The organism is Micromonospora sp. NPDC000121 (assembly GCF_042899165.1).
In the GTDB taxonomy this organism is placed as follows: Bacteria; Actinomycetota; Actinomycetes; order Mycobacteriales; family Micromonosporaceae; genus Micromonospora.
Genome location: NZ_JBIAZP010000012.1, coordinates 200,303 through 220,566 on the forward strand (window position 1 = coordinate 200,303; position 20,264 = coordinate 220,566).

The following is a 20,264-nucleotide window of genomic DNA, read 5'->3' on the forward strand; positions in this document are numbered from 1 at the left end:
GCCGGTTTCTGACGAGCCGACGTCATCCCGGCCGCCAGGACTGAACTGCCTCCATGTCGAACCGAGCAGCAAGACCTACGGAGACGACCCCCATGCGCTACCTCAGCGACGTCAACCTGCGCGCCGTACTCAACGTCCTCATCGGCCGGGCCGGTGGCACTGTGGAGATCAGCAACGAAGAACTGTACGACGCGATGCTGCCCGACCACAGCCACGGTGAACGCGTGCTCATCGAGGAAACAGAGACCGGCCTGCGACTGTCCATCGTTGCTCGCCCGTAGGCCGGGCCGTGAAACGTCAAAGCCGCCAGGTCCCCGGACCGCGCGTCGCCGAGTCATCGACAACCGCTGATCTCCAGTTCGCCGCCATACTGACCGCAGAACCTGCGGGTTTCGCGCGACCGGTGAGCCCGCCTGGCGACTCTCGGTGAGAGTACACGACAACGCTGTGCGCGAAACGAAAACAGCGAACTCGGCTGGCCACGAATTATTACCACGTCCAGTGCCAATTCGACGTCGGCATGGGCCCGGCATCAACACGGTCCCTTTTGCAACTACGCCCTTGCATTGTCCAACCGTTCACCGGGGAACAGGCTCGTGCCGCCGGCGCGGCGGAGTCCCCCTGGGGCGGGAATGGGCAGCACTGCAACGGCAGAGGGCGCCCGACGTGATCTGCACCGATGTCAGGGCCTGTCCGCGTCGACGGGCAAGCCAGCCGTGATCTGGACGTCCTTGTCCTGCTCGGTAAAGCTCGCCGGGTCACCAGTGACGCGATGTGGCCTCCGACGTGGCGCCCGCCGAGATGTGGACGCACCAGGTGGATTGAACCAGGGATCAGGGTAGGTATGACATCGTGCGGCCAGTTCCGGGCCAGACAAGGGGCAACGGTCAGTGGCAGAAGCTAATCAACGCTGGTCTTCCGGCGATCCCCGGAAGGTCCTCGAAGCGTTCGAGCAGCTCCCCGGGTTCGTGTGGGTCTTCGAGGGGCCCGACCTGCGGGTTGTGGCCGCGAACCCGGAGGTGCGCGCCGCCGTCGGCAATCGCAGTGCCCTGATCGGTGAGCCGTTCAAGCAGGCGGTGCCGGAGCTCGCCGGCCAACACATCTTCGAGCTCCTCGACCAGGCCCTGCGCGGCACCCGCACCCAGGGCTACGAGCAGCGGATCCTGACGGACCGACACGGAGACGGGAAGCTAGAGGAGACGTTCTACACCTTCGACATCGCCCCCTGGCGCGACCCGGGCGGGTCGATCCACGGTGTCATCGTGCAGGCGGTCGACGCCACCGACGTGGTGACCGCCCGACGCGCCACCGAGTCTGCCGCCACCACCTCCGAGCAGCGCTACCGCCGCGCAGCCGGCCTGATCTTGGAACTTCAACGCAGCCTGCTGCCCGAGGTCCTGCCCGTCCTGCCCCGGGTTCAGGTCGCCGCCCACTACCTGGTCGCCGGTAGCGACCTCGTCGCCGGAGGCGACTGGTTCGACGTTGTTCCCCTGCCCGACGACCGCATCGCCCTGGCCGTCGGCGACATAGTCGGGCACGGCGCCGCCGCCGCGGCCGCAATGGGTCAGCTACGCAGCGTCGCTCTGCACGCGCTGCGCTCCGGCAGCACCCTGTCTCAGACGCTGGCCGTCCTTGATGACTTCGCCGGCCACAGCACTGCCACCCGCGCGGCCACGACCTGCATCGCGGTGCTCCACCCGGTGACGGGCACCCTGGAGGTCGCCAGCCACGCCCATCCTCCCCCGCTACTGGTCGACGCCGCCGGCAACACCACATTCATGCCCCTGACCCCCGCGAGTCCGCTTGGTACGCGGTCCGTACCGGCCACCGTCCACACCACCCGACTCGCCCCAGGGGACGTCGTACTGCTCTACACCGACGGCCTGATCGAACGACCGCACCGCAGCCTGCGCGAGGGCGCCCACTCCTTGGCCACCGCCGCTTCAGCGGCCCGGCACGACTCTCTCCACGAGAACACCTCCGTTCCCGACCGGCTGCCCGACCGGATCTGCACGCTCGTCACCGAACGCCTCATGCTCGCCGACGGCGGCTACCGCGACGACATCACGATCCTGGCCGCCTACCTCCTGCCCGAACCCGTCACACCCCTGCATCTCACCCTGCCCGCCGAGCCGACCGCGTTGCGCCCGTTGCGCAGGCAGCTGACCGAGTGGCTGAACACGATCGGCGCCAGCGCACATGACACAAGCGACCTCATTCACGCCGTCGGAGAAGCCGCCGGCAACGCCATCGAACACGCCGATGCATCCGACACGCCGGCCGCCTTTTCCGTGGACGCCGTCCTGGACGATGACGGCGTCGTTCACCTCACCTGCGCCGACCGGGGACGATGGCGCCCAGCGCTGCCCGATCCCGGGAGGCGCGGTCGCGGACTGGCGATGGTCCGAGGTCTCGTCGACCACCTGGAGGTCGTCCGCACCGACGTCGGCACCAGCCTCCGCATGCACCACCGCCTCGGTCGCCCGACCATCGTGACCAGCGGGGCCGTGCATCCGAGGGCTACTCGCCGCCGCGACCCCGCAGTCGATGAGATATCGGTTCATGTCATCGAAAACCCGGACGGGAAGACGCTCGAAGTGCACGGCCCGGTGGACATGGTCACCACCTCCCGACTGCGCGCCGCGATCCTGCAGGCCAACCGAGGCGGTGCTCTACCCCTCACCATCGACGTCAGCGCGGTCAGTCATCTCAGCAGCGCGGGCGTGCAACTCCTGCACCACCTCGCGGCGGACTTGGACCGCCTGCGGGTCGCCGCCGAACCCGGCAGCCCCGCCGAGGCGGTGCTGACGCTGACTGGCCTGCAGGACCTGCTCACGCGCCCAGCCTCTGGGGAGGTGGGACCCAAACTCGAGTGAACGGCCAGCGCGATCAACGCGAAGCTCTGACGCTCGCACTGGCGCGGCGGCGGTCAGGCCGCCCCGTCGCTGAGGATGGGCGGGACGCCGGTCAGGTCGAGCGGGAGTAGGCCGATGTCGTCGATGACGATCAGGTCAGTGCGGATGAGTCGGTCATGGCTCGGGTCCTGGACGATGGCGCGGTGCCGCGGGTCAGACTTCACCTACGAGCGCCCTGATTGCCACCATTTCAGCCGGGATGCCTCCAGGAACGCAAGGGCCGCGCAGGGGTCGCGGGTGGGAAGCGGTTGTGTCGCTCGTCGGCGATCACGTGACCGGAGTCTGACAGCGGCAGTTTGAGAGGCGACGGCGGCGGCCCTCCTGGTTCAGTTTCTGTCGGCTGCCGGTTGGGTCGGTCGCGCGCCGACTGTCCGCAGGTGCCGCAGCACTTGCGCCCACGACCGGGTCAGCGTGGTCTCGTGGTAGGGGACGCCGTGCTCTGTGCAGAACTGGCGGATCAGTGGCTGGGCGCGGCGCAGGTTCGGTCGGGGCATGCTGGGGAAGAGGTGGTGCTCGATCTGGTAGTTGAGCCCGCCGAGCAGGACGTCGATGAGCCATCCACCGCGCACGTTGCGAGAGGTCAGCACCTGCCGCCGCAGATAGTCGAGGCTGTCGGCTTGATCAAGGATCGGCATGCCCTTGTGGTTGGGCGCGAACGAGCAACCGAGGTACAAGCCGAACAGGCCCTGGTTGACCAGGACGAACACGATGGCTTGCGGGATGTCCAGGAGCAGGAACACGGCTGTGAGATAGCCGCCGATGTGCAGGGCGAGCAGGCCAGCCTCGGCCGGGCGGTGCTTGAGCCGGCCGCGGCCGAGTACGGCCTTGACGCTGATGGCATGCAGGTGCAGGCCCTCCAGCAGGAGCAGCGGGAAGAACAGTGTGGCCTGGTGCCGGACGAACACCGCGCCGAGACCGCGCCGCGCCTCGGCCTGCCCCGGGGTGAAAGACAGGGGCGCCACGACGATGTCCGGATCATGGCCCTGAGTGTTGGGGTGAGCGTGGTGCCGATTGTGCTTGTCCACCCACCATCCGTAGCTGACGCCGATCAACAGGTTGCCGAACAGCAAGCCGACAACGTCGTTGGCGCGGCGGGAGCGGAAGATCTGCCGATGCCCGGCGTCGTGGCCGATGAACCCCGCCTGAGCGAAGATCACCGCGAGGACCGCCGCGACCACGATCTGCCACCACGACTGCCCGAGCCGGGCCAACACCACGCCCAGCACACCGAGGCACCAGAGCACCAGCCCCATGCGTAACGCGTAGCGGCCGGGCCGCCGGTCGAGGAGACCAGCACCCCGCACCAGGCGGGACAGGTCGGCGTACTCACTGCCCCGCTCGCTACGGGCACCAAGATTCGTGTCACTCACCCTCGTCACTCCCGTAACACCAATCGGCATGTCCGGTCCGGCGGGCGCCGTCAGCCGCCACCGGACAGGCACAGGTCTCACCGGGGCGGCCGGCGAATCCGCGAGACGCAAGGCCATCGATGCTGGTCCCGACCCAGCGAAGGCTCTACCGCAAACTGCGGCTCCCGCTGCGCCAGGCGCTCGGCCACCGAACCGTTCCAAATGCCTGCGGGGGTACCACCCTCGTCGTCTCACCGGCGCGGCGTACGACGTGATCGTGATCGCCCTGTAGTCCCGAGTGAACCGCGGACCAGTCCGGCAGGTCCCGGTTCCAGTCTCACTCATGGCTGCCCCTCCTACAGCTGAAACGGCAGCTCACTCAGCGCCGTGACGCAGTGGCCCACGATGGTTGCCATACGAGTCCGTCGATTAGGTGCATGGCTTCGGCGGGCGAGTCGGACGATTAGGGCTGTGCAGGCACGTCGGATTCAGGGAGTGGTAGTGGCGCGCAGACGAAACTCAAGCAATCGGCGGGCACTTGCCCTTGCTTTCGGGGTGGGGGCACTGACCGGGGCGGCGGGCATGCTGACGTTGCGGCGTCGCTGGCAGGGGGGCGACATCCCGGCGGGTGATGTCGCCGGTCATCTGGGCGACACCGCCTTCCCGTCTCTGGGCGCGCGTCTCGACGAACCCTCACAGGGCTCGGTGAAAACACCCGAGCTGCAGCAAGACTGACCCAGCGCTCCCGCAGTACCGGTCGGACGTGGCCAACCAGGTCACCGTCGTCGGCGTCTTCGGCCATTCCGGCAGCGAGAACAGGTACGGGCACTCATGCAACGCTTGACCACCGTCAGCCAGTCAGCGAAGACCTCGGCAACCCAGATGTTCCGCACGGTGAGCCAAGAGAGCCTCCCAGCGCGCCGCGGCCACCAAGCAGAAGGCCCGCGAGGCGGCGGCCACGACACGCAGCTCGGCCGCAGCCGGCACCCAAACCACTGGTAGGGCCACGTCCGCCGCGGTCACCACCGCACGTGCCGCGACAGCGGAGGTCGCCACCGCAGTACGCGCCAAACCCGTACCGCTCCTCACGGCCGCCGGTGCCGCCAGCCACCCTCGCGGTCGTGGCCTACCGACGCCGCCGGACGAGATAAACCAACGGCTCGGCTGGCGCCGCAACAACTGATCGGCCATGCGCACCGAGCAGGATCTCAGCGCCTCCCGGTCACCATCGGCACGTGGCAGTGGCAGCCGGTCGGAGGAGTAACCATCGACAACTCCGACACGATCACCCTGTGGCGGCCCACCGGGCAGGCCGAACTTGACGTCGTGGCGGCGTCCGGGTGGCGTGGCCACCACGTCTGCCGGACCAGCCGATCTTTTACCGCTGTGCTTAACCGCTGGTACGCCACTAAGATCGCCCGCGCCCGCTCGGCTACGCCAAGGACCAGCGGCAAGGGTGACTCGCAGCGTTCGGGTGAGCCCTCCCGGAGCGGCCACTTTGCCCCCTATCAGTTGTTGCTATCCGAGTTCCTTGCGCATCTGCGGCACCTGGGTGCCGAGCAGCTCGATGCTCGTGAGGAAGGTGTCGTGGGGCATGCCGCCGATGTCCATCTGCAGGATCTGGCGGCTGTGTCCGAGTAGCTGGTGCAGGTGCAGGATGCGGTCAGCGATCTCGTCGGGTCCGCCGGCGAAGACCATGCCGCCGGGCTCGTAGTTGTTGCCCCGGCCGGCCGGCGGCGGGCCGGCGCGGCCGATTTCGGCGGCGCCGGTGGTGAACATGCGCAACTCGTGCTCGAGGTAGGTGGCCTTCGCTTGCCGGTCGCCGTCGGCGACGAACCTGTGTACGGCCACGGCGATGTCGGCTGCTTCAGCGGGGCGTCCGATCTCGTCCCAGGCGGCGCGGTAGGCGGTGCCGTACTGCGCCCAGTGCTCTGCGGTGCCGCCGAGGATGCCGAGGAACATCGGTAGGCCCAGCTCGACGGCGCGCAGCACCGACTCGGGGTGTCATGCGGGGTGCTCCTTGGTCCGTGGCCGTTCGCGTTGGTGGCGGGTGGCGCGCAGCATGGCCTTGTACATCTGCCGGGGTGTGGGTGGGTCGGTGAGCGGCTGTGCGGCCTGGGCGGCGCAGGCCTGGATGAGGTAGCCGACGAGTCGGCGCCAGGTGTCGGGGGCGGCGTCCGCAGTCGCGGTGAGGACGCCGGCGTTGGCCATGAGGAACATCGGCATGTCCTCGGTGACGAAGTCGGCGCGCAGTTTGCCCCCGTCCTTGGCCCTGTCGATCAGGGTGGTGAAGTCGGCGAAGGCTCGGGCGCGGTCGGCCTCGAACTGCTTCGCGGTGGGGAACGTCATGGTCAGCACGGTGGTGAAACCCCGATCGCCCGCCTGCATGGCGCAGATCTGCTCGACGTAGCCGCAGAAGCCCAGCCAAGGATCCGGGTTCGCCTGCGCGTGGCGGGCGGCCTCGGCGTACGCGGTCATCTTGGTCTCGAAGGCCGCGGACGGCAGCAGGCACATGTACTCGATCAACCTCCGCTGGGTCAACGGCCTACCGGTTCAGGGCGGCAGCCGGGAGTCCTCGCTCGACGGCAACGGCCTCGCCGAGATCGGGCTGATCCAGACTGACGGTCAGATCAAGGCCTGGCACAACTACAAGGGCTTCGACACCATGCCGTACGGCGCCGCCCAGATCATCGCGACCGACTTCCTCGACCCGGCCCGCACGATCTTCATCTGAACCGGGCCTCAGTGACCAGCACCGACCGCAAGGAGGTAGCCCAGGCCGCGATGCCCCAGGTCAGCCCGGAGCCCAGGGCCTGCGCCGTAGACCTCGTCGCCGGTCACCCACTCGACGGGGACACCGGAGTCCAGCGCCGCAGTGATCATCTGCCGGGCCAGGGCCGGTTCGTGGCGAAGTCGACCTCGTCGGGACAACGGCCGCCTCGCGGCGGGCCGGCTGGGCGCACCAGGTCGTCCCGGGTAGTAGAGCTGGCGGTCGATCATCCGCGGCCCAGGGGCGAGGCATAGGCCAGAAACACCCCGACCTGGGCGTTCCCGATGCGTCCGGCGGTGCCGGTGTACTGCCGCTGCACCCCGACTGACTGCCCACCCTTTCAGGAACCCGGTCTCGTCGGCGATCAGGACACCGTCGGCGTGCCCGAGCTGATCGATCAGCCAGGCGGCACACGCCGTCGGCGTCCCATGCGGCCGTGCGCAGCAGCCGCTGCATCGCCTGCGGATCGTGGTGACCCGCGCGTTCGGCCAGGGACCTATACGCCTTGCGTTGCACCGTCGACAGCAGCCCCTCCACGAACGCCACCGCGGTTCGGCGCGGCTCCACGCGGACGAAACGGCCGGCGGCACGCCCTGCCGCCTCGTCGTGGATGACGTGCCACCGACCAGGTCTACGCTGTGGCCTGCGGCCACCGCACGATCTTCGGTGGTCCTCACGGACCATCGATAGTCATGCGGTGGCCGTCCTCATGCCCGCGCCACGCTCAACACCGAAGCCACGTGACGTTGAATGTTAACCCGTCGTGCCGACCGAGTAGTGTTGCGCGACCTCGCCGGCGGTGAGGGCATGGTCGTAGACGGCAACCTCGTCGAGCAGCCCGGCGAGTCTGGTGCCGGCGTCGTCACCACGGGCCCCCAGCTTGAGGCTTCCGGCCCCGTCGGTCGGGTTCACCTTCGTGGCGGCCGAGCCGTCGGGTCGTCCGTCGAGGTAGACCGTGATGGTCGACCCGTCGTAGACCGCGGCCACGTGATGCCACTCGTCCGGCGTGACCACCGTCTGCCCTTCGACCGACGCCAACTGCCCGGCCCCGCCCAACGTGAGGGCGTTGATTCTGCCTCCGGGCAGGACGCGCAACACGTAGCCGTTGTAGGCGGGCGCGTCGTACTTCTCGACCACGCTGTACTGCCCGCAGACGTCATTGAGTTTCACCCATGCCTCGAGGGTGAACGAGCCGCTGACGCTCACCGAGGCCGAGTCCGGTATGGCGATGTGGCCGCCGGTCAGCTCGGCAGCGGTGTCCGGATCGCCCGTCAGCGCGCCCGGGCGACCCAGTGCCACTGCGTCCGCGTACGCGCCACGGTTGCCGGTGCCGGAGGAGTCCTCGGCGCTCGTGCCGGATCCCTCACCCAGCCGCCAGTAGCCGACCGGCTTGTCGGCCAGCACCTGCGCCGCATAGGAGGACTGGGCGGTGGCCGCCGGCTGCCTGCTCGTTGACGTCTGCCCGGCTGCCGAGACCGCCGGAGCCGGCGAGGAGCTGTCCTGCACGGCACCCCCACCCGAGCGCTGCGCACTGGGCGACGGGCCGGGGTTGCCGAGCACACCCTTGACGTAGTGCGAGTCGATCTGGCCCGGAGTCAGGGCCTTGCGGTAGATCGCGACCTCGTCCAGGTCACCGAAGAAGCGGTCCGCCGCGTCGTCTCCACGGGCGCCCAGCTTGAGGCTGCCCCTGCCGTCGGTCGGCGCCTTGGCCACCGGGGTGGACGTCTGCAGCTGCCCGTCGATGTAGGTCCGCAGCGTCGTTCCGTCATACGCTGCCGCCACGTGGTGCCATCGCACCTGCTGGACGCTGCGGGCGCTGGACGCGCCGGACTGCGCCTGGTCGGCGATCGTGAGCGCCTGCAGCTTGTTGCCGTTGACCAGGCGCAGGGCGTAGCCGTTGCGCGACGGCAGGCAGTCGCCGCCGTCGTACTTCTCGACGATGCCCTGCGGTCCACCCGCCGCGTCCTTGACCCACGCCTCCAGCGTGTAGGCACCGGTGATGCTGAGCGAGGCGCTGTCCGGAATCTCGGCGTAGCCGTCGTCCAGCCGGACCGCGGCGTCGGCGGAGTCGGCGATCGCCCCTGGCTGGGACCGGCCGACGCTGCCACGGTAAGCACCAGTGTTTCCGTTGCCGGAGGCGTCGATCACCGGCTGGCCCTGGACGTCGCCGAGCCGCCAGTAGCCCACCGGCGCGTCCCGCTTCACCAGCGCGGCGTAGTCCGCCGGATCCGGTCGGGCGACCCGGACCGACAACGAGGTGGTCCGCGCCGTACCACCGGATGGATGGGTGACCACGTCGATCCGGTAGCTCCCGGGCACCGCATCGGTGGGGACCCGGACCGAGGTCGCGAGGTCGGACCAGGCCAGTCTCTGGTTGCTGCTCACGCGGAACGGCAGCTTCGGGTCGCGCACCGTCCACCCGGCCGGAACGCTGACCTCGACGGTGCCGCCGACCGTGCGCTGCCCGAGCGCCTCGACCTCCAGGTCCAGCGCAAACGTCTCACCCGGCTCCAGCAACGTACGCGGGGTCGTCACCTTCGTGGCCTCCGCGCTCGGCGCGTCGGCAACCTTCACCGCCCGGTAGGTCGCCCGGACCGTGACCGCCGTCGTCGGCCGGCCGAGGCCGACCAGCTCGCGCTCGGCGTCAAACGTCACCGGGCGGCCGTCGACGGTGACCCCGGTCAGCCGGTGACCGCGCGGCGCGCGCAGGTGCAGCACCACGTCCGTCAGCGGCGCCCGCCCGGTGGCCGCGCGCGGTGGGTCGACCCGCACGGTCAGCCGGCCGTCCGTCAGCTCCGACGAGGAGGCGAACCCGACGGGGCCGAAGGAGGTGGGCAGGTCGGCGACCTCGATCCGCTCCCCGTCCGCGAGCCAGGGCCGCGGCGTGGCCGGCGCCAGGTGCAGCCGGGTCGGCACGCCGTCGGCGTTCAGGTCCTCGCTGACCAGCAGGCCGCGCACCGCCTCCAGGTAGGTGGCGTTGTTCGGCGACAGCGGCGGCCAGTATTGCGACCGGTAGTACTCACCGAACTGCGGGCACGGCGAGATCGTGGCGCCCTCGCCACCGACGAAGGTGTTCGGCGTGAAGTTGTGCGCGAGCATCCCGTAGAAGCTCAGGTCGAGGCGATCGGACTCGGCATTGTCGGCCAGGAACCGCATCAGCGAGTAGCCGTACTGCTGGTCGATGCCGCTGGACTTGTATCCAGGCACCGCCGGCCACTGGTTGTGCCGGATGTTCTGGCAGACACCAGGATCGGCGGTCGACAGGTTGAACCTGGTGAGGCCGAGGAACAGCGACCCGTGCTTGTAGAGGTAGTCCCGTAGTCCGGTCGCCGTCGCGCTGCCCGGCTCGAACAGCCCGGTCGCGAGTGCGTACGGCATGATCAGGTTCCAGTAGCTGCCGAGGAAGTCGGTGGTGACCTTGTCGTACGGCTTCGACGACGCCGGGTCCAGCAGCGCGATCGGCACGAACACCGAACCGTCCGGCAACACCGTCTTCGACTTCTCCACCGCGCCCAGCAGTGACGAGCGCAGGCCGGCCGCCTCGTCGAGGAACGGCTTCGCCTCATCGGCACGGCCCATCAGCCGCAACGCGACACCGACGTCGCGCAGACCGCGCCAGACCTCGGACTGGTGGTGCAGGCCGTAGACCGGCTCCGGAATGTCGGAGGCGTAGCGGGTCTTGGCCAGCAGACCGTTCGGGTCCGCGACGCGTTGCCGTTTGAAGTCGGCAAGCCAGTCACGGAACGTCGGCAGGTTCTCCAGCAGCAACGTCCCGTCGTTGCTCTGCAGGTAGTACGTCGCCACCGTCTGCAGCTTGATTCCGCGCTCCCAGGACACGAAGAAGCTGCCCTGGCCGCGTCGCAGCATCTCGGTGAGGTTCGCGCGCGCCTTGTCCTGGTAGCCGAAGTCCCCGAGCGAGGTGACCGTCGCCGCGATTTCCGGCACCCAGGCGAAGGACTTGTCCAGCGACTCGTAGCCGTTCCCGACGGTCAGGTTGAAGCCCATCACCAGGTTGTTCAGCAGCGTGCTGCGCATGGCGTCCGCGGCGTACCGCTCCGGAAGCCGGACCTTGGCGCCGGCGTTGAGCTGCGCCGTCCAGTAGGCGCCGGTGCGGGACTTCGCGGCGTCGTAGAGCTTGGCCGACGGACGTACGGCGGGCAGTTCGGCCGGCTCGTTCGGCACGACCAGATGGAACTCGGCCTTCCCGCGGCTCAGGTCGAGCGTGAAGCTCAGGTCGGGCGCGGACCAGGTCGCCGCACCGCTGTACGCGACCACGGTCTTCCCGTCGAGAGTCAGCCGTCCGGGCGTGGCGACGAAGTCCGCCACCCTGTCACGGCTCACGTTGAGCCGCAGCCGCGGGCGCGCCTTCGCCGGCCCGCTGACGACGAACCGGAGCATGCTGACTGCCGGGCCACCCGGGGTGAGCTCGGTGACGAACGACTCGCGCTCGTAGCGGACCCCGGCGGCGTCACGATAGGAGTTGGCGAGGATCGGCAGGTACCCGCCGGTCAGGCGGGGGGCACCCGACCTCGCCTCCGCCTGGCCGTAGCGCTCGGCCCCGTTCGCGCCGACGAAGAAGCGGACGCGCTGGGTCGCCCGCGAGTCCGACCATTGCGACATCAGCTCGCTGCCGTCCGCGACGTGCAGCGAGAAGTCCCGCTCCTCGGCCCACCGGCTGGGGTCCGGCGCCGGATAGGTGAAGGGCAGGTAGTACCAGGGCGAGGCGGCGTCCGTCGTACCACCGTGGTTGGCCGGCACCAGCAGCGGCTTGACGTTGGCCATGGTCGGACCGTCGGGCAGGCCGAGCAGCTTCTCGCCCCAGTGGTCGGATCCCTGGTCCAGCGCGTGGTTCACTCGATCGACGTAGCCATCGGGCAAGGTCAGGTCATCGCGGGAGCCGGGCTGGTCATGCGCCTTCTGCTCGCTGGCCGCCTGCTCGCCGACTGCCTGGACGCCGGCCGCCTGGACGTCATCGGATGCCTGCGCCAGCAGGCCGGTCGCCAGCGTCACCACCGTCAGCAGCGACAGCCCCGCTCTCGATCTCGATCTCGTGGCCATTTGATCCACCTTCGTGTAGAGCACCTCACGGAATACTGGACTAGTCCAGTGACTCTGGAGCATCCTCCTCGCCGGTGTCAACACTGTCGGCTGACCTCCCATTGCGGGAAGGTGGTCGCCAATGCCGCGATGGCGGTGCTGGCCGAAGAGGGCAAAAGGCTGCCAGCATGCTTCAGGGCCTGCGCAAATGCCTACGCCAGCCCTACCAACGCATCGGCACGCTCATCGACGCCCTCTCGCGGCGAGTGATGTGGCTGGCGTCCGCGCCGGCTGGCGTCCGCGCCGGCTTGCGTAGGCCAGGAACACCCCGAGCTGGCAGTTCTCCGCCCGCCCGGCCGCGCCGGAGTACTGGCGTTGCACCCCGGACTCCGCGCCCTCATCGCCGAAGAGGACGAGTTCGGGTCAACCAGCATCATCCCGGTCAATATCGCTCTCGAGAGCCGGGAATCATTCGAGTCCGACTGCCAAGGAAACTGGAGCTACTACTGGTACTGAGGATTCGCGCCGCGCTTGCGCTTGCGCTCGCGCCGAGCAGAACCGACGACCGCTGGTCGGGGAGGCAACATCCGACCCTTCGACCACATACATCGATGGTCGACGTAGCACGGCGATGGCGGTGACGGCTTTCTCGTCATCGCAGATCTCGGCATACGCCACCCGCGAATGGTCGTCGACGACGGTATGGGCGAACGCCGATCCTACCTGTGGTTGCCAAAGGTGGTTACGGGCTCCGGTGCGGCGGGCGGTCGCCTCCCGATTGCGTTTGCCCTGGATACGGCCGACGTAGCGCCAGCCGCCGCCGTCGGGGAGCTGGCCGAGCTTTTGACGTCAACGTGCAACATGCCGCCGGGCTGGTCGCGCATCGATCGGCGCACCGGTGAACCGGTGCGCCGATCGATGTGCGACAACCGGTTCACTCGACAGCGGGTCAATACCGCGTAAACGGTCGAGGCAGGCATGCCGAGCCGGCCGGCGATCTGCACCGGGCCCAGGCGGTGTTTCCACCGCAGACGCACGACCTTGCGGACCAGCGGCTGTGACGTGCGGGTAGAGCTGTGGTGCGGCCGCGACGACCGGTCGACCATCCCGGCCTCACCGAGCTCGACATAGCGCACCGCCCACCGTTTCGCCGTCGGCCAGGACACGTCAAGCGTTCCGCGGCACGGGCCATCAGGAATCGTCGCGGTACAGGTCCCGTCTCTCGGGCAACTGCTTGAGGCCGGCCGACTGGTAGGTGGCGACGGCGCCGACGTTGGAGCTCGGGGTGCACACGACCACGCTGGACGAACCCAGCTCCTGGAGTGCGCGCGCCGCGGCGACCGTGATCGCTCGGCCGTAACCGTGACCGCGGTGTGCCGGGTGCACCCCCATCGGCTCGATCAGCCCGAGCTTGCCTTCACCCGCCGACCACACCGCCGCGGCCGCCACCGCCTTGCTCTGCTCATTGCGAACGACCAGGCACCGTGCGTCGACGTACGGCGTACCTGCCGCCATCGCGTGCCAGCGCTCGTCGGTGAACGTCGACCCGTCGAACGACGCCCGCAGGACCGCGGCCCACTCATGCGCCTGTTCCGGCCCGATCACCTCGACACGAACGCCGGGATCCGGCACAGGCGCGCCGAGGTCACGCCGAAGTGGTGTCCACGGCTCGCCACTGTCCCAGCCGTCCTTGAACAGCAGGTCCTGGGCCAGCGCACCCATCGGCGCCTCGACGTACACCCTGCCCTCGAACAGCACACCACGCTCAGGCGCCGACACGTCCTCGACCACCTGCTGCGCCAATTCCTCGTCCCGCAATGCCTCCGGCGCGAACGCCAACCGCAGCAAATCCGCACCATCCAGCAGCCCGACCGCCAGAACCTTCCCAGCCCGACTCCAGGTCCGCGTGGCCTGCGCCGTCCGCTCCGCACCGAACCGCCAGAACCAGCCCACATCCCCCGGATGCAACTGCACGGGCCCTCCGTCGTACTGCCACTCCGCCAACACCCGCACCACGTCGCCGAGCCCGTTGACCCCCGGGCTACCCATCTCGATCGCCATCCCCCGATCACAGACCACCCCACCGACCCTCCGCATCCAAATTTCCCGCCGGCAGTCAATAAGAGTTCCGCAAGGCGGTGCGCGGCAAGGGCATCCGCCCGCGCGTCGCCCGACGTGCAGCCCACGGCTCCGGTCTCGATGCGCGGGACAGGCGACGGGCGGGGACCAGTCACGGCTCTAGGTGTACTGCCCAGGCACGTTGGTTGAGGTTGTGTGACGACACGACGTAGATAGACGTGATGATGAAGGCCTCCGGTTGTGGAGTGGAGCTGTCTAGGAACCGCTCCGCCAACCAGGAGGCCTTCGTGTCCCACGCTAACGCCGCTTTGACTCCTCGTGCACGTCTTCGTCTCGCGCGTCTGATCGTGGATGAGGGATGGCCGGTGGCCCGTGCAGCGGAACGCTATGACGTGTCGTGGCCGACGGCGAAACGGCGGGCGGTGCGCTATGCCGAGCTGGGGGCGGGAGGGATGGCCGACCGGTCATCGCGGCCGCGTCACAGCCCGAACCGGACGTCGCAACCGGTTGTCCGAAAGGTCGTGCACCTGCGCTGGAAGCACCGCTTGGGGCCTGTCCAGATCGCCGGCCGGCTCAGCATGCCCGCCTCGACGGTGCACGCGGTGTTGAGAAAGCCGCCACCGCCATCGGCGTCCTACGCCGCGCGGTCGCCTGGTTCGCTAACCGCGGCGTGACCGTGCAACGCGTCCTGACCGACAACGGCTCCGCATACAAGTCCTACGCCTGGCGAGACGCCTGCACCGAACTGGGCATCACCCCGAAGAAGACCCGTCCCTACCGGCCCCAGACCAACGGCAAGGTCGAGCGATTCCACCGAACCTTGACCGACGGGTGGGCCTTCGGCCGGTTCTACTCATCCGAAGCCGCCCGCCGCAAGGCCCTGCCCGCCTGGCTGCATCACTACAATCACCACCGGCCCCACACCGCCACCGGCGGCAAACCGCCCATCACCAGGTTGACCAACCTGCCTGGGCAGTACACCTAGGCCGTCCTAGGACATCGACATCAACCGGCCGCCACCCGCTACCTCGCCGCGTCACCTAAAGCGAGATTGCCGCGACTGGGTTCGAGATTCAGCGCCCGGTTCGGCCTGTTCAGACCACGGGCCAGCTATCGTGCATGCCGGGCGTGAGTGCGTCCACCTCGTCTGACGGGCTGGCTCCAGCGCCACATCGGTGGTAGAAATACTCGTGATCATGACATCTGCCCAGTGATGGTCGGGTCGAGGTACTGGGGTACCGCCCAGGTGCCCTTCGGCCGGGTCAACAGGAAGATGCGGTCCTTCGTAGCCTGCTCCGCAGCCGTGGTCTGTTCGACTGCAGCGTCCCAAGCCGGCCGCCGTGGCGACGGCGGCACAGGGTTTTGCGTCATCTCTCACCTCTTACGGTGGCGCCGAAAGGCGTCAGTGTGACGGCGTTGCCAGGTACAGCTGTTGAAACTCGTCGGGGAAGAGCCCGGCGGTTGCCGCAAGCTCCTCCACCGTGGCGCCCTGGTCCCGCATCAGGGCCTGCAAGACACCATAGATCTTCGATGCGCGCTCCGGCTCTAGAGAAACCGGCTCGTGCGTCTTGTAGCCCAACATCGACATCTCGACCACGAGGTTGCGGTACCGCCAGTCGCTCAAGGCGTTCACATCGAGAGCCCGTCGGGCCAGCGCCGCCATAGAGGTTCCCCACACGGATTTCAGCTGCATAAGGCGGTTGACATCGACGCCTTGGCGCAACTGTTCGCGGATACTCCTGGCCGGCATCAGGAACTCGCTGGCGAACATGTCAGCCTGCTTTTCCTGAACCACCGTGCCGCCTGGAACGTGGTGCATGATCACATGTCCCAGCTCGTGGGCGAGGCTGAAGCGAGCACGATCGGTGGGCGCCGTGACGTTCAGGAGGAATAGCGGGTTGCCCTCGCCGGGCCATGCACTGACCGCGTCGATTTCCCGGGTGTCGAGGTCCCGGAGGAGGACGACGGCGCCAGCTCCTTCTAGAACGGCGACCATGTCGGGTATCGGACCGTCGCCCAGGCTCCACTCGCGACGCACCAGCTGCGCGATCTCCTCGGGAGACTCGTCTTCAGCCAGCTCGTGCCGATGGAAGCGGTGCTCACGATCTCGAGCTGCGGCAAGAAGTGGCGCAGTCTGACGCCGCCCGAACTTCAGCTGGTTGTGAATGCGCCGCAGAGCCGGGGCACCCAGAGATGTGCGCTTCCGATGGTGAATCAGGCCGATGCCAACGCCCTCCGCGTCAGGAGCGTCGCAGAGCACGGCGACGGGATACCCCAGCGCGGCGGAGAACGCCTCCAAGCGTTCCCCCGAAACGCTCACGCGTCCAGCTTCGGCCTTGCTGACGTACGCCTGGGAGACCGTCGTCCCGAGGTGCTTCGACATGGCCAGGGCCACCTCGTTCTGGCGCAGCCCACGAGACTCGCGCGCCTGGATGAGCATCCCGGGATCTGCAACCAGCGACTCGATCATCCAGCTCACCCCGTCTCGCCGTCTCATACCATCGACCACAGTAGTCACCCCGAGGTCAGGCCTCCTCCGCGTGGCTGCCAGCGGTGTGGGGTCCTGCTCCCCGCTTGATCAGCATGCCGCCCGCCGCGAGAAAGCACGCGGACGCGACGACTCCGAGCAGCACGCCGTACCCCTCGCGGGCGACGACGGTGGCGGCGACCAGCGGTGCGCTGGCCTTGGCGATGGTGACGCAGGCGGCGAGCCGTCCGGCGATGGTGGCGTAGGCGGTGGTGCCGTAGCGGTCGGCGAGCAGGGCCGGGGTAGCAAGGCTGGCGATGCCGAACCCGAGTCCGAAGCCGGTGACTGTGATGATCGCGCCGATAGGGGTCCCGGCGAGCGCGGGCATGGCGAGGACCGCGAGGGCCTGCGTGGCGAAGACAGCGGCGACGATGGTGGTCACGGCCAGCCGACGGCGGGCGGCGGTCAGCACAAGGCGTCCGGTGACGGACAGGACACCGAGCAGACCGGCGATGGAGGCGGCGAAGGTGGCCGGGTGGCCGCGGCTGGCGAGGTAACCGACGATGTGGACCGTCATCGTGCTGGTGGCCGCGCCGTGGGCTGTGAAGGTGCCTGCGAGGATCCAGAACCTGGCATCACGCATGGCGGCGCGAGCGACAGATGCCCGCTGCCTGTTGTTCTGCCGGTCGGGCGGCGCCGACAGCTCGGCCGGCGGGGCCGGAGGTTTGCGGATGGTGAGGGCGTGCAGGGGCACGGTCACCACGCCGTAGATGGCGGCGAGGACGAGCAGGGTGCCGCGCCAGCCGAGGTGTGCGTCGAGGAAGCCGGTGAGCGGCATGAAGATGGTGCTGGCGAAGCCGGCGACGATGGTGACGGCGAGCAGCGCGGTGGCGCGCCGCTCTGGGGTGAACCAGGTGACGATCACGGCGAAGGCGGGTTCGTAGAGGACCATCGCGCCGGTGATGCCGATGCCGATCATGACGGCGTAGAGCTGCCAGACGGTCTGGACTTGGGACCAGGCGATCAGCAGGACTGTGGCGGTGATGGAGCCGGTGGTCATGAGGGCGCGTCCGCCGTGGTGGTCGAGCCACCGGCCGACGGGGATTGCCATGAGAGCACCGGCGAGGACCGAGGCGGTGAGTGCGCCGGTGACAGCAGTGGCGGAAACGCCGAGCGTGGCCGCGATCGGGCGGAGCAGAACCGCGTAGGCGTAGTAGAGGGTGCCGTAGCCGATGGTGGTGGTGATGGCGAGGGCCGCGACGGTGCGCCGGCCGTGGGCGTGGTGCCCGCCGACCTGTCGGCCGACGGGCACCGTGGTGAGGTTGGTGGCCATCAGCTGCCGCAGCAGCCGCCAGTCTGGCCGCCGGCGGGTGCAACGTCGAGGCTGATGAGGTTCAGCGGCGAGGACAGCAGCCCGCCGGAAATGCCGGTGGCCAGGCCCCTTCCGGCCGTCTCCGCCGCCGGGGCCGATCCGCAGCAGCTGTCGGTGCCGGTGGAGTCGGCGGGGTTGCTGTTGCACACGCCGGTCTCGGGCAGGTCGAGCTGGACGTCGCGGGCGGCGTCCCAGTCCCCGGCGAGAGCGGCGACGACGGAGCGGACCTGCTCGTAGCCGGTAGCCATGAGGAAGGTGGGGGCGCGGCCGTAGCTCTTCATGCCGACGGCGTAGTAGCCGACCTCCGGGTGGGCGAGCTCGTCGACGCCGTGCGGGGGCACGGTGCCGCAGGAGTGCTCGTTCGGGTCGATCAGCGGTGCGAGGGCGCGGGTGGCACCCATGATCGGGTCGAGGTCCAGGCGCAGCTCGGCGGCGAGGGAGTGGTCGGGGCGGAAGCCGGTGGCGGCGACGATCCGGTCCACCACGACGGACGTCTCACCGCCGTCGGCGTGCCGGACGACCACGGCGACGCGGCCGTCGGTCGGGGTGAGCGCGTGCACGGAGAAGCCGGTGAGCAGCCGGATCCGGCCGGCTTCCACGTGCTCTCGCAGCCGGGAGCCGAGCGCGCCGCGGGCGGGCAGGGCGTCGGCGTCTCCACCGCCGTAGGTGCGCGCCGGGCTGGCCGAGCGGATCGCCCAGGTCACCTCCGTGCCCGGCTCCGCCGCGGCCAGCTCGGCCAGGGAGAGCAGGGTGTTCGCCGCCGAGTGGCCGGCGCCGACGACCAGGGTGTGCCGGCCGGCAAAGCGGTCCCGGTCGGTGCCGAGCACGTCCGGCAGGGCGTGCTCCAGGTACGCGGCCACGTCCTTCTCGCCCCGGGCCGGCAGGCCGGAGGCGCCGAGGACGTTGGGGGTGCCCCAGGTGCCGGATGCGTCGATGACGGCCCGGGCCAGCAGCTCGTCGCCGTCGGCGAGGCGGATCAGGAACGGGGCCTGCTCGCGGCCGGCGGTGCGTAGCCTGTCCAGGCCGAGGCGGCTGATCGCCTCGACGGGCGCGCCGTAGCGCAGGTGGGGCTTGAGCTGCGGCAGCTCCGAGAGAGGCTGAAGGTAGTCGGCGACCAGCTCCGCGCCGGTGGGCAGGGCGTCCTCGGCCGGGCCGACCCAGCCGGCGTCGTCGAGCAGCCGGCGCGCGGCTGGGTCGACGTTGTACCGCCACGGGGAGAACACCCGCACGTGCCCCCACTGCCGCACGGCCGCGCCAGCGGTGTCACCGCCCTCCAGAACAAGGAAGGGCAGGCCACGCTCGTGCAGGTGCGCGGCGGCGGCCAGACCCACCGGACCCGCGCCGATCACCACGACGGGCAGCTCGTCCAGGACCCTCATTGGAAACTCCTCTGTGTTGAAAACTGTCGAATCAAGAAGGTGCAGTTGTGCTTGGGCGGGCGGAGCCGAAGGGGTTCAGATGACGGGGCTGCGCCGCTCGAGCAGGACGACGTCGCGCCACCGGCCGTGGTGCCGTCCGACCCGCTCGCGGGTGCCGATGACGCGGAAGCCGGCCCACTGGTGCAGGGTGAGACTGGCGTTGTTCTCCGGGAAGACGCCGGACTGGATGGTCCAGATGCCGGCGGCCTCGGTGGAGGCGATCAGCGCGGCCAGCAGCAGCCGGGCCACGCCACGCCCTTGGGCGGCGGGGTCGACGTAGACGGAGTGCTCGACCACCCCGGCGTAGACCGCCCGGCTCGACGTCGGCGACACCGCCACCCACCCGACCACGGTGTCGTCCGCGTCTACGGCCACGAGGCGGTGGTCAGGCAGCTTGGCCTCGTCGAATGCCGTCCAGGTGGGTGCGCTGGTCTCGAAGCTGGCGTTACCGCCGTCGAGGCCAGCCTGGTAGATGGCGAGGACCCGGTCGGCGTCGTCCGCGGCCATGGGGCGGACGGTGATGTCGGCCATCAGCAGGCTCCCTTCGGGTTGGGGGCCGGCCGGCCCATGACGACGTCGGCGGCGGATGGGAAGCAGCCGACGCAGGCGTCGTTGATGCGGTAGTGGCGGGCGGTGCCGACCGGGTCGACGAGCACGAACCGCACCTCGGTGAGGATCTTCAGGTGTTGGGAGACGGTGGACTGGGCAAGCCCGACGGCGGCGACGATCTCGCCGACGCTCATCGGCCGGCCGTGCCGGGCGAGGTACTCGACGATCTGCACCCGGGTCGGGTCCGCGAGGGCCCGGAACCACGAGGCGTAGGTCTGCGCGGTGTCCCGGTCGAGGAGGTCGCCCAC

Annotated in this window: 16 protein-coding genes and 3 pseudogenes; 6 read left to right on the forward strand and 13 right to left on the reverse strand. The window is 69.3% G+C overall.

Annotated features, from left to right (window positions below):
- Window positions 1-92: 92 nt before the first annotated feature.
- Both ACFY23_RS27825 and ACFY23_RS27830 read left to right on the forward strand, forming a co-directional pair.
- Window positions 93-281, forward strand: a complete 189-nt coding sequence (locus ACFY23_RS27825; RefSeq protein WP_350681215.1) for a hypothetical protein — start codon at window positions 93-95, stop codon at window positions 279-281.
- Window positions 282-890: 609 nt separating this feature from the next.
- Window positions 891-2,876 carry a SpoIIE family protein phosphatase gene (locus ACFY23_RS27830; protein ID WP_350681213.1) on the forward strand — a complete coding sequence of 662 codons (1,986 nt, stop codon included), beginning with the start codon at window positions 891-893 and terminating at the stop codon, window positions 2,874-2,876.
- 53 nt (window positions 2,877-2,929) lie between these two features.
- Here ACFY23_RS27830 and ACFY23_RS27835 read toward each other — a convergent pair whose 3' ends face one another.
- Window positions 2,930-3,079, reverse strand: a complete 150-nt coding sequence (locus tag ACFY23_RS27835; protein WP_350681211.1) for a hypothetical protein — start codon at window positions 3,077-3,079, stop codon at window positions 2,930-2,932.
- Window positions 3,080-3,241: 162 nt separating this feature from the next.
- Entirely contained in the window at window positions 3,242-4,168 is a 927-nt protein-coding gene (locus ACFY23_RS27840; RefSeq protein WP_350681209.1) for an acyl-CoA desaturase, read from the reverse strand.
- 678 nt (window positions 4,169-4,846) lie between these two features.
- On the opposite strand from ACFY23_RS27840, the gene ACFY23_RS27845 reads away from it, so the two are divergent.
- Window positions 4,847-4,999 carry a hypothetical protein gene (locus ACFY23_RS27845; RefSeq protein WP_350681207.1) on the forward strand — a complete coding sequence of 51 codons (153 nt, stop codon included), beginning with the start codon at window positions 4,847-4,849 and terminating at the stop codon, window positions 4,997-4,999.
- A 531-nt stretch (window positions 5,000-5,530) separates the two neighbouring features.
- Window positions 5,531-5,686 (forward strand): annotated as a pseudogene (locus ACFY23_RS27850) (ADP-ribosylation/crystallin J1); the annotation flags it as partial.
- A gap of 96 nt (window positions 5,687-5,782) precedes the next feature.
- Here ACFY23_RS27850 and ACFY23_RS27855 read toward each other — a convergent pair.
- Complete coding sequence (locus tag ACFY23_RS27855) at window positions 5,783-6,256, reverse strand: LLM class flavin-dependent oxidoreductase (RefSeq protein ID WP_350681205.1); 474 nt, start codon at window positions 6,254-6,256, stop codon at window positions 5,783-5,785.
- Window positions 6,257-6,268: 12 nt separating this feature from the next.
- The gene (locus tag ACFY23_RS27860) at window positions 6,269-6,790 is read right to left on the reverse strand and encodes a hypothetical protein (RefSeq protein ID WP_350681204.1); all 522 of its coding nucleotides are present in this window, start codon (window positions 6,788-6,790) and stop codon (window positions 6,269-6,271) included.
- Between ACFY23_RS27860 and ACFY23_RS27865 the strand changes: the two genes are divergently transcribed.
- A complete protein-coding gene (locus tag ACFY23_RS27865; protein WP_350681202.1) occupies window positions 6,777-6,998 on the forward strand; it encodes a hypothetical protein in 222 nt (73 codons plus the stop codon). The genes ACFY23_RS27860 and ACFY23_RS27865 overlap by 14 nt on opposite strands.
- An 8-nt stretch (window positions 6,999-7,006) precedes the next feature.
- Here the strand turns inward: ACFY23_RS27865 and ACFY23_RS27870 are convergent, their stop codons facing one another.
- The 4 genes and pseudogenes from ACFY23_RS27870 to ACFY23_RS27885 all read right to left on the reverse strand — a co-directional run bounded on the left by ACFY23_RS27870 (window position 7,007) and on the right by ACFY23_RS27885 (window position 14,132).
- Complete coding sequence (locus tag ACFY23_RS27870) at window positions 7,007-7,711, reverse strand: transposase (RefSeq protein WP_387038370.1); 705 nt, start codon at window positions 7,709-7,711, stop codon at window positions 7,007-7,009.
- Between the two features lie 76 nt (window positions 7,712-7,787).
- Entirely contained in the window at window positions 7,788-12,092 is a 4,305-nt protein-coding gene (locus ACFY23_RS27875) for a LamG-like jellyroll fold domain-containing protein (protein ID WP_350681198.1), read from the reverse strand.
- A gap of 594 nt (window positions 12,093-12,686) precedes the next feature.
- Window positions 12,687-13,237, reverse strand: a pseudogene (locus tag ACFY23_RS27880) (helix-turn-helix domain-containing protein); the annotation flags it as partial.
- A 25-nt stretch (window positions 13,238-13,262) separates the two neighbouring features.
- Complete coding sequence (locus tag ACFY23_RS27885; RefSeq protein WP_350681196.1) at window positions 13,263-14,132, reverse strand: GNAT family N-acetyltransferase; 870 nt, start codon at window positions 14,130-14,132, stop codon at window positions 13,263-13,265.
- A gap of 305 nt (window positions 14,133-14,437) precedes the next feature.
- On the opposite strand from ACFY23_RS27885, the pseudogene ACFY23_RS27890 reads away from it, so the two are divergent.
- Window positions 14,438-15,135, forward strand: a pseudogene (locus ACFY23_RS27890) (integrase core domain-containing protein).
- A 417-nt stretch (window positions 15,136-15,552) separates the two neighbouring features.
- Here the strand turns inward: ACFY23_RS27890 and ACFY23_RS27895 are convergent.
- The 5 genes from ACFY23_RS27895 to ACFY23_RS27915 all read right to left on the reverse strand — a co-directional run bounded on the left by ACFY23_RS27895 (window position 15,553) and on the right by ACFY23_RS27915 (window position 20,264).
- Window positions 15,553-16,620 (reverse strand): XRE family transcriptional regulator, encoded by a 1,068-nt coding sequence (locus tag ACFY23_RS27895; RefSeq protein WP_350681194.1) that lies wholly within the window; start codon window positions 16,618-16,620, stop codon window positions 15,553-15,555.
- A 55-nt stretch (window positions 16,621-16,675) separates the two neighbouring features.
- Window positions 16,676-17,950, reverse strand: a complete 1,275-nt coding sequence (locus ACFY23_RS27900) for an MFS transporter (RefSeq protein WP_350681192.1) — start codon at window positions 17,948-17,950, stop codon at window positions 16,676-16,678.
- Window positions 17,950-19,368, reverse strand: coding sequence for an FAD-dependent oxidoreductase (locus ACFY23_RS27905; RefSeq protein WP_350681190.1), 1,419 nt, complete (start codon window positions 19,366-19,368; stop codon window positions 17,950-17,952). Before ACFY23_RS27905 ends, ACFY23_RS27900 begins: the two co-directional genes overlap by 1 nt.
- A 75-nt stretch (window positions 19,369-19,443) precedes the next feature.
- Window positions 19,444-19,938, reverse strand: coding sequence for an N-acetyltransferase family protein (locus tag ACFY23_RS27910; RefSeq protein ID WP_350681188.1), 495 nt, complete (start codon window positions 19,936-19,938; stop codon window positions 19,444-19,446).
- A complete protein-coding gene (locus ACFY23_RS27915; protein WP_387038376.1) occupies window positions 19,938-20,264 on the reverse strand; it encodes an ArsR/SmtB family transcription factor in 327 nt (108 codons plus the stop codon). Before ACFY23_RS27915 ends, ACFY23_RS27910 begins: the two co-directional genes overlap by 1 nt.

Excerpts from the sequence above, each read along its gene's own strand:
- ACFY23_RS27885 (WP_350681196.1), bottom strand. The coding sequence starts at position 14,132 with ATGGCGATCGAGATGGGTAGCCCGGGGGTCAACGGGCTCGGCGACGTG.
- ACFY23_RS27875 (WP_350681198.1), bottom strand. The coding sequence starts at position 12,092 with ATGGCCACGAGATCGAGATCGAGAGCGGGGCTGTCGCTGCTGACGGTG.
- ACFY23_RS27825 (WP_350681215.1), top strand. The coding sequence starts at position 93 with ATGCGCTACCTCAGCGACGTCAACCTGCGCGCCGTACTCAACGTCCTC.
- ACFY23_RS27900 (WP_350681192.1), bottom strand. The coding sequence starts at position 17,950 with ATGGCCACCAACCTCACCACGGTGCCCGTCGGCCGACAGGTCGGCGGG.
- ACFY23_RS27905 (WP_350681190.1), bottom strand. The coding sequence starts at position 19,368 with ATGAGGGTCCTGGACGAGCTGCCCGTCGTGGTGATCGGCGCGGGTCCG.
- ACFY23_RS27840 (WP_350681209.1), bottom strand. The coding sequence starts at position 4,168 with ATGGGGCTGGTGCTCTGGTGCCTCGGTGTGCTGGGCGTGGTGTTGGCC.
- ACFY23_RS27845 (WP_350681207.1), top strand. The coding sequence starts at position 4,847 with ATGCTGACGTTGCGGCGTCGCTGGCAGGGGGGCGACATCCCGGCGGGT.
- ACFY23_RS27865 (WP_350681202.1), top strand. The coding sequence starts at position 6,777 with ATGTACTCGATCAACCTCCGCTGGGTCAACGGCCTACCGGTTCAGGGC.
- ACFY23_RS27895 (WP_350681194.1), bottom strand. The coding sequence starts at position 16,620 with ATGATCGAGTCGCTGGTTGCAGATCCCGGGATGCTCATCCAGGCGCGC.
- ACFY23_RS27910 (WP_350681188.1), bottom strand. The coding sequence starts at position 19,938 with ATGGCCGACATCACCGTCCGCCCCATGGCCGCGGACGACGCCGACCGG.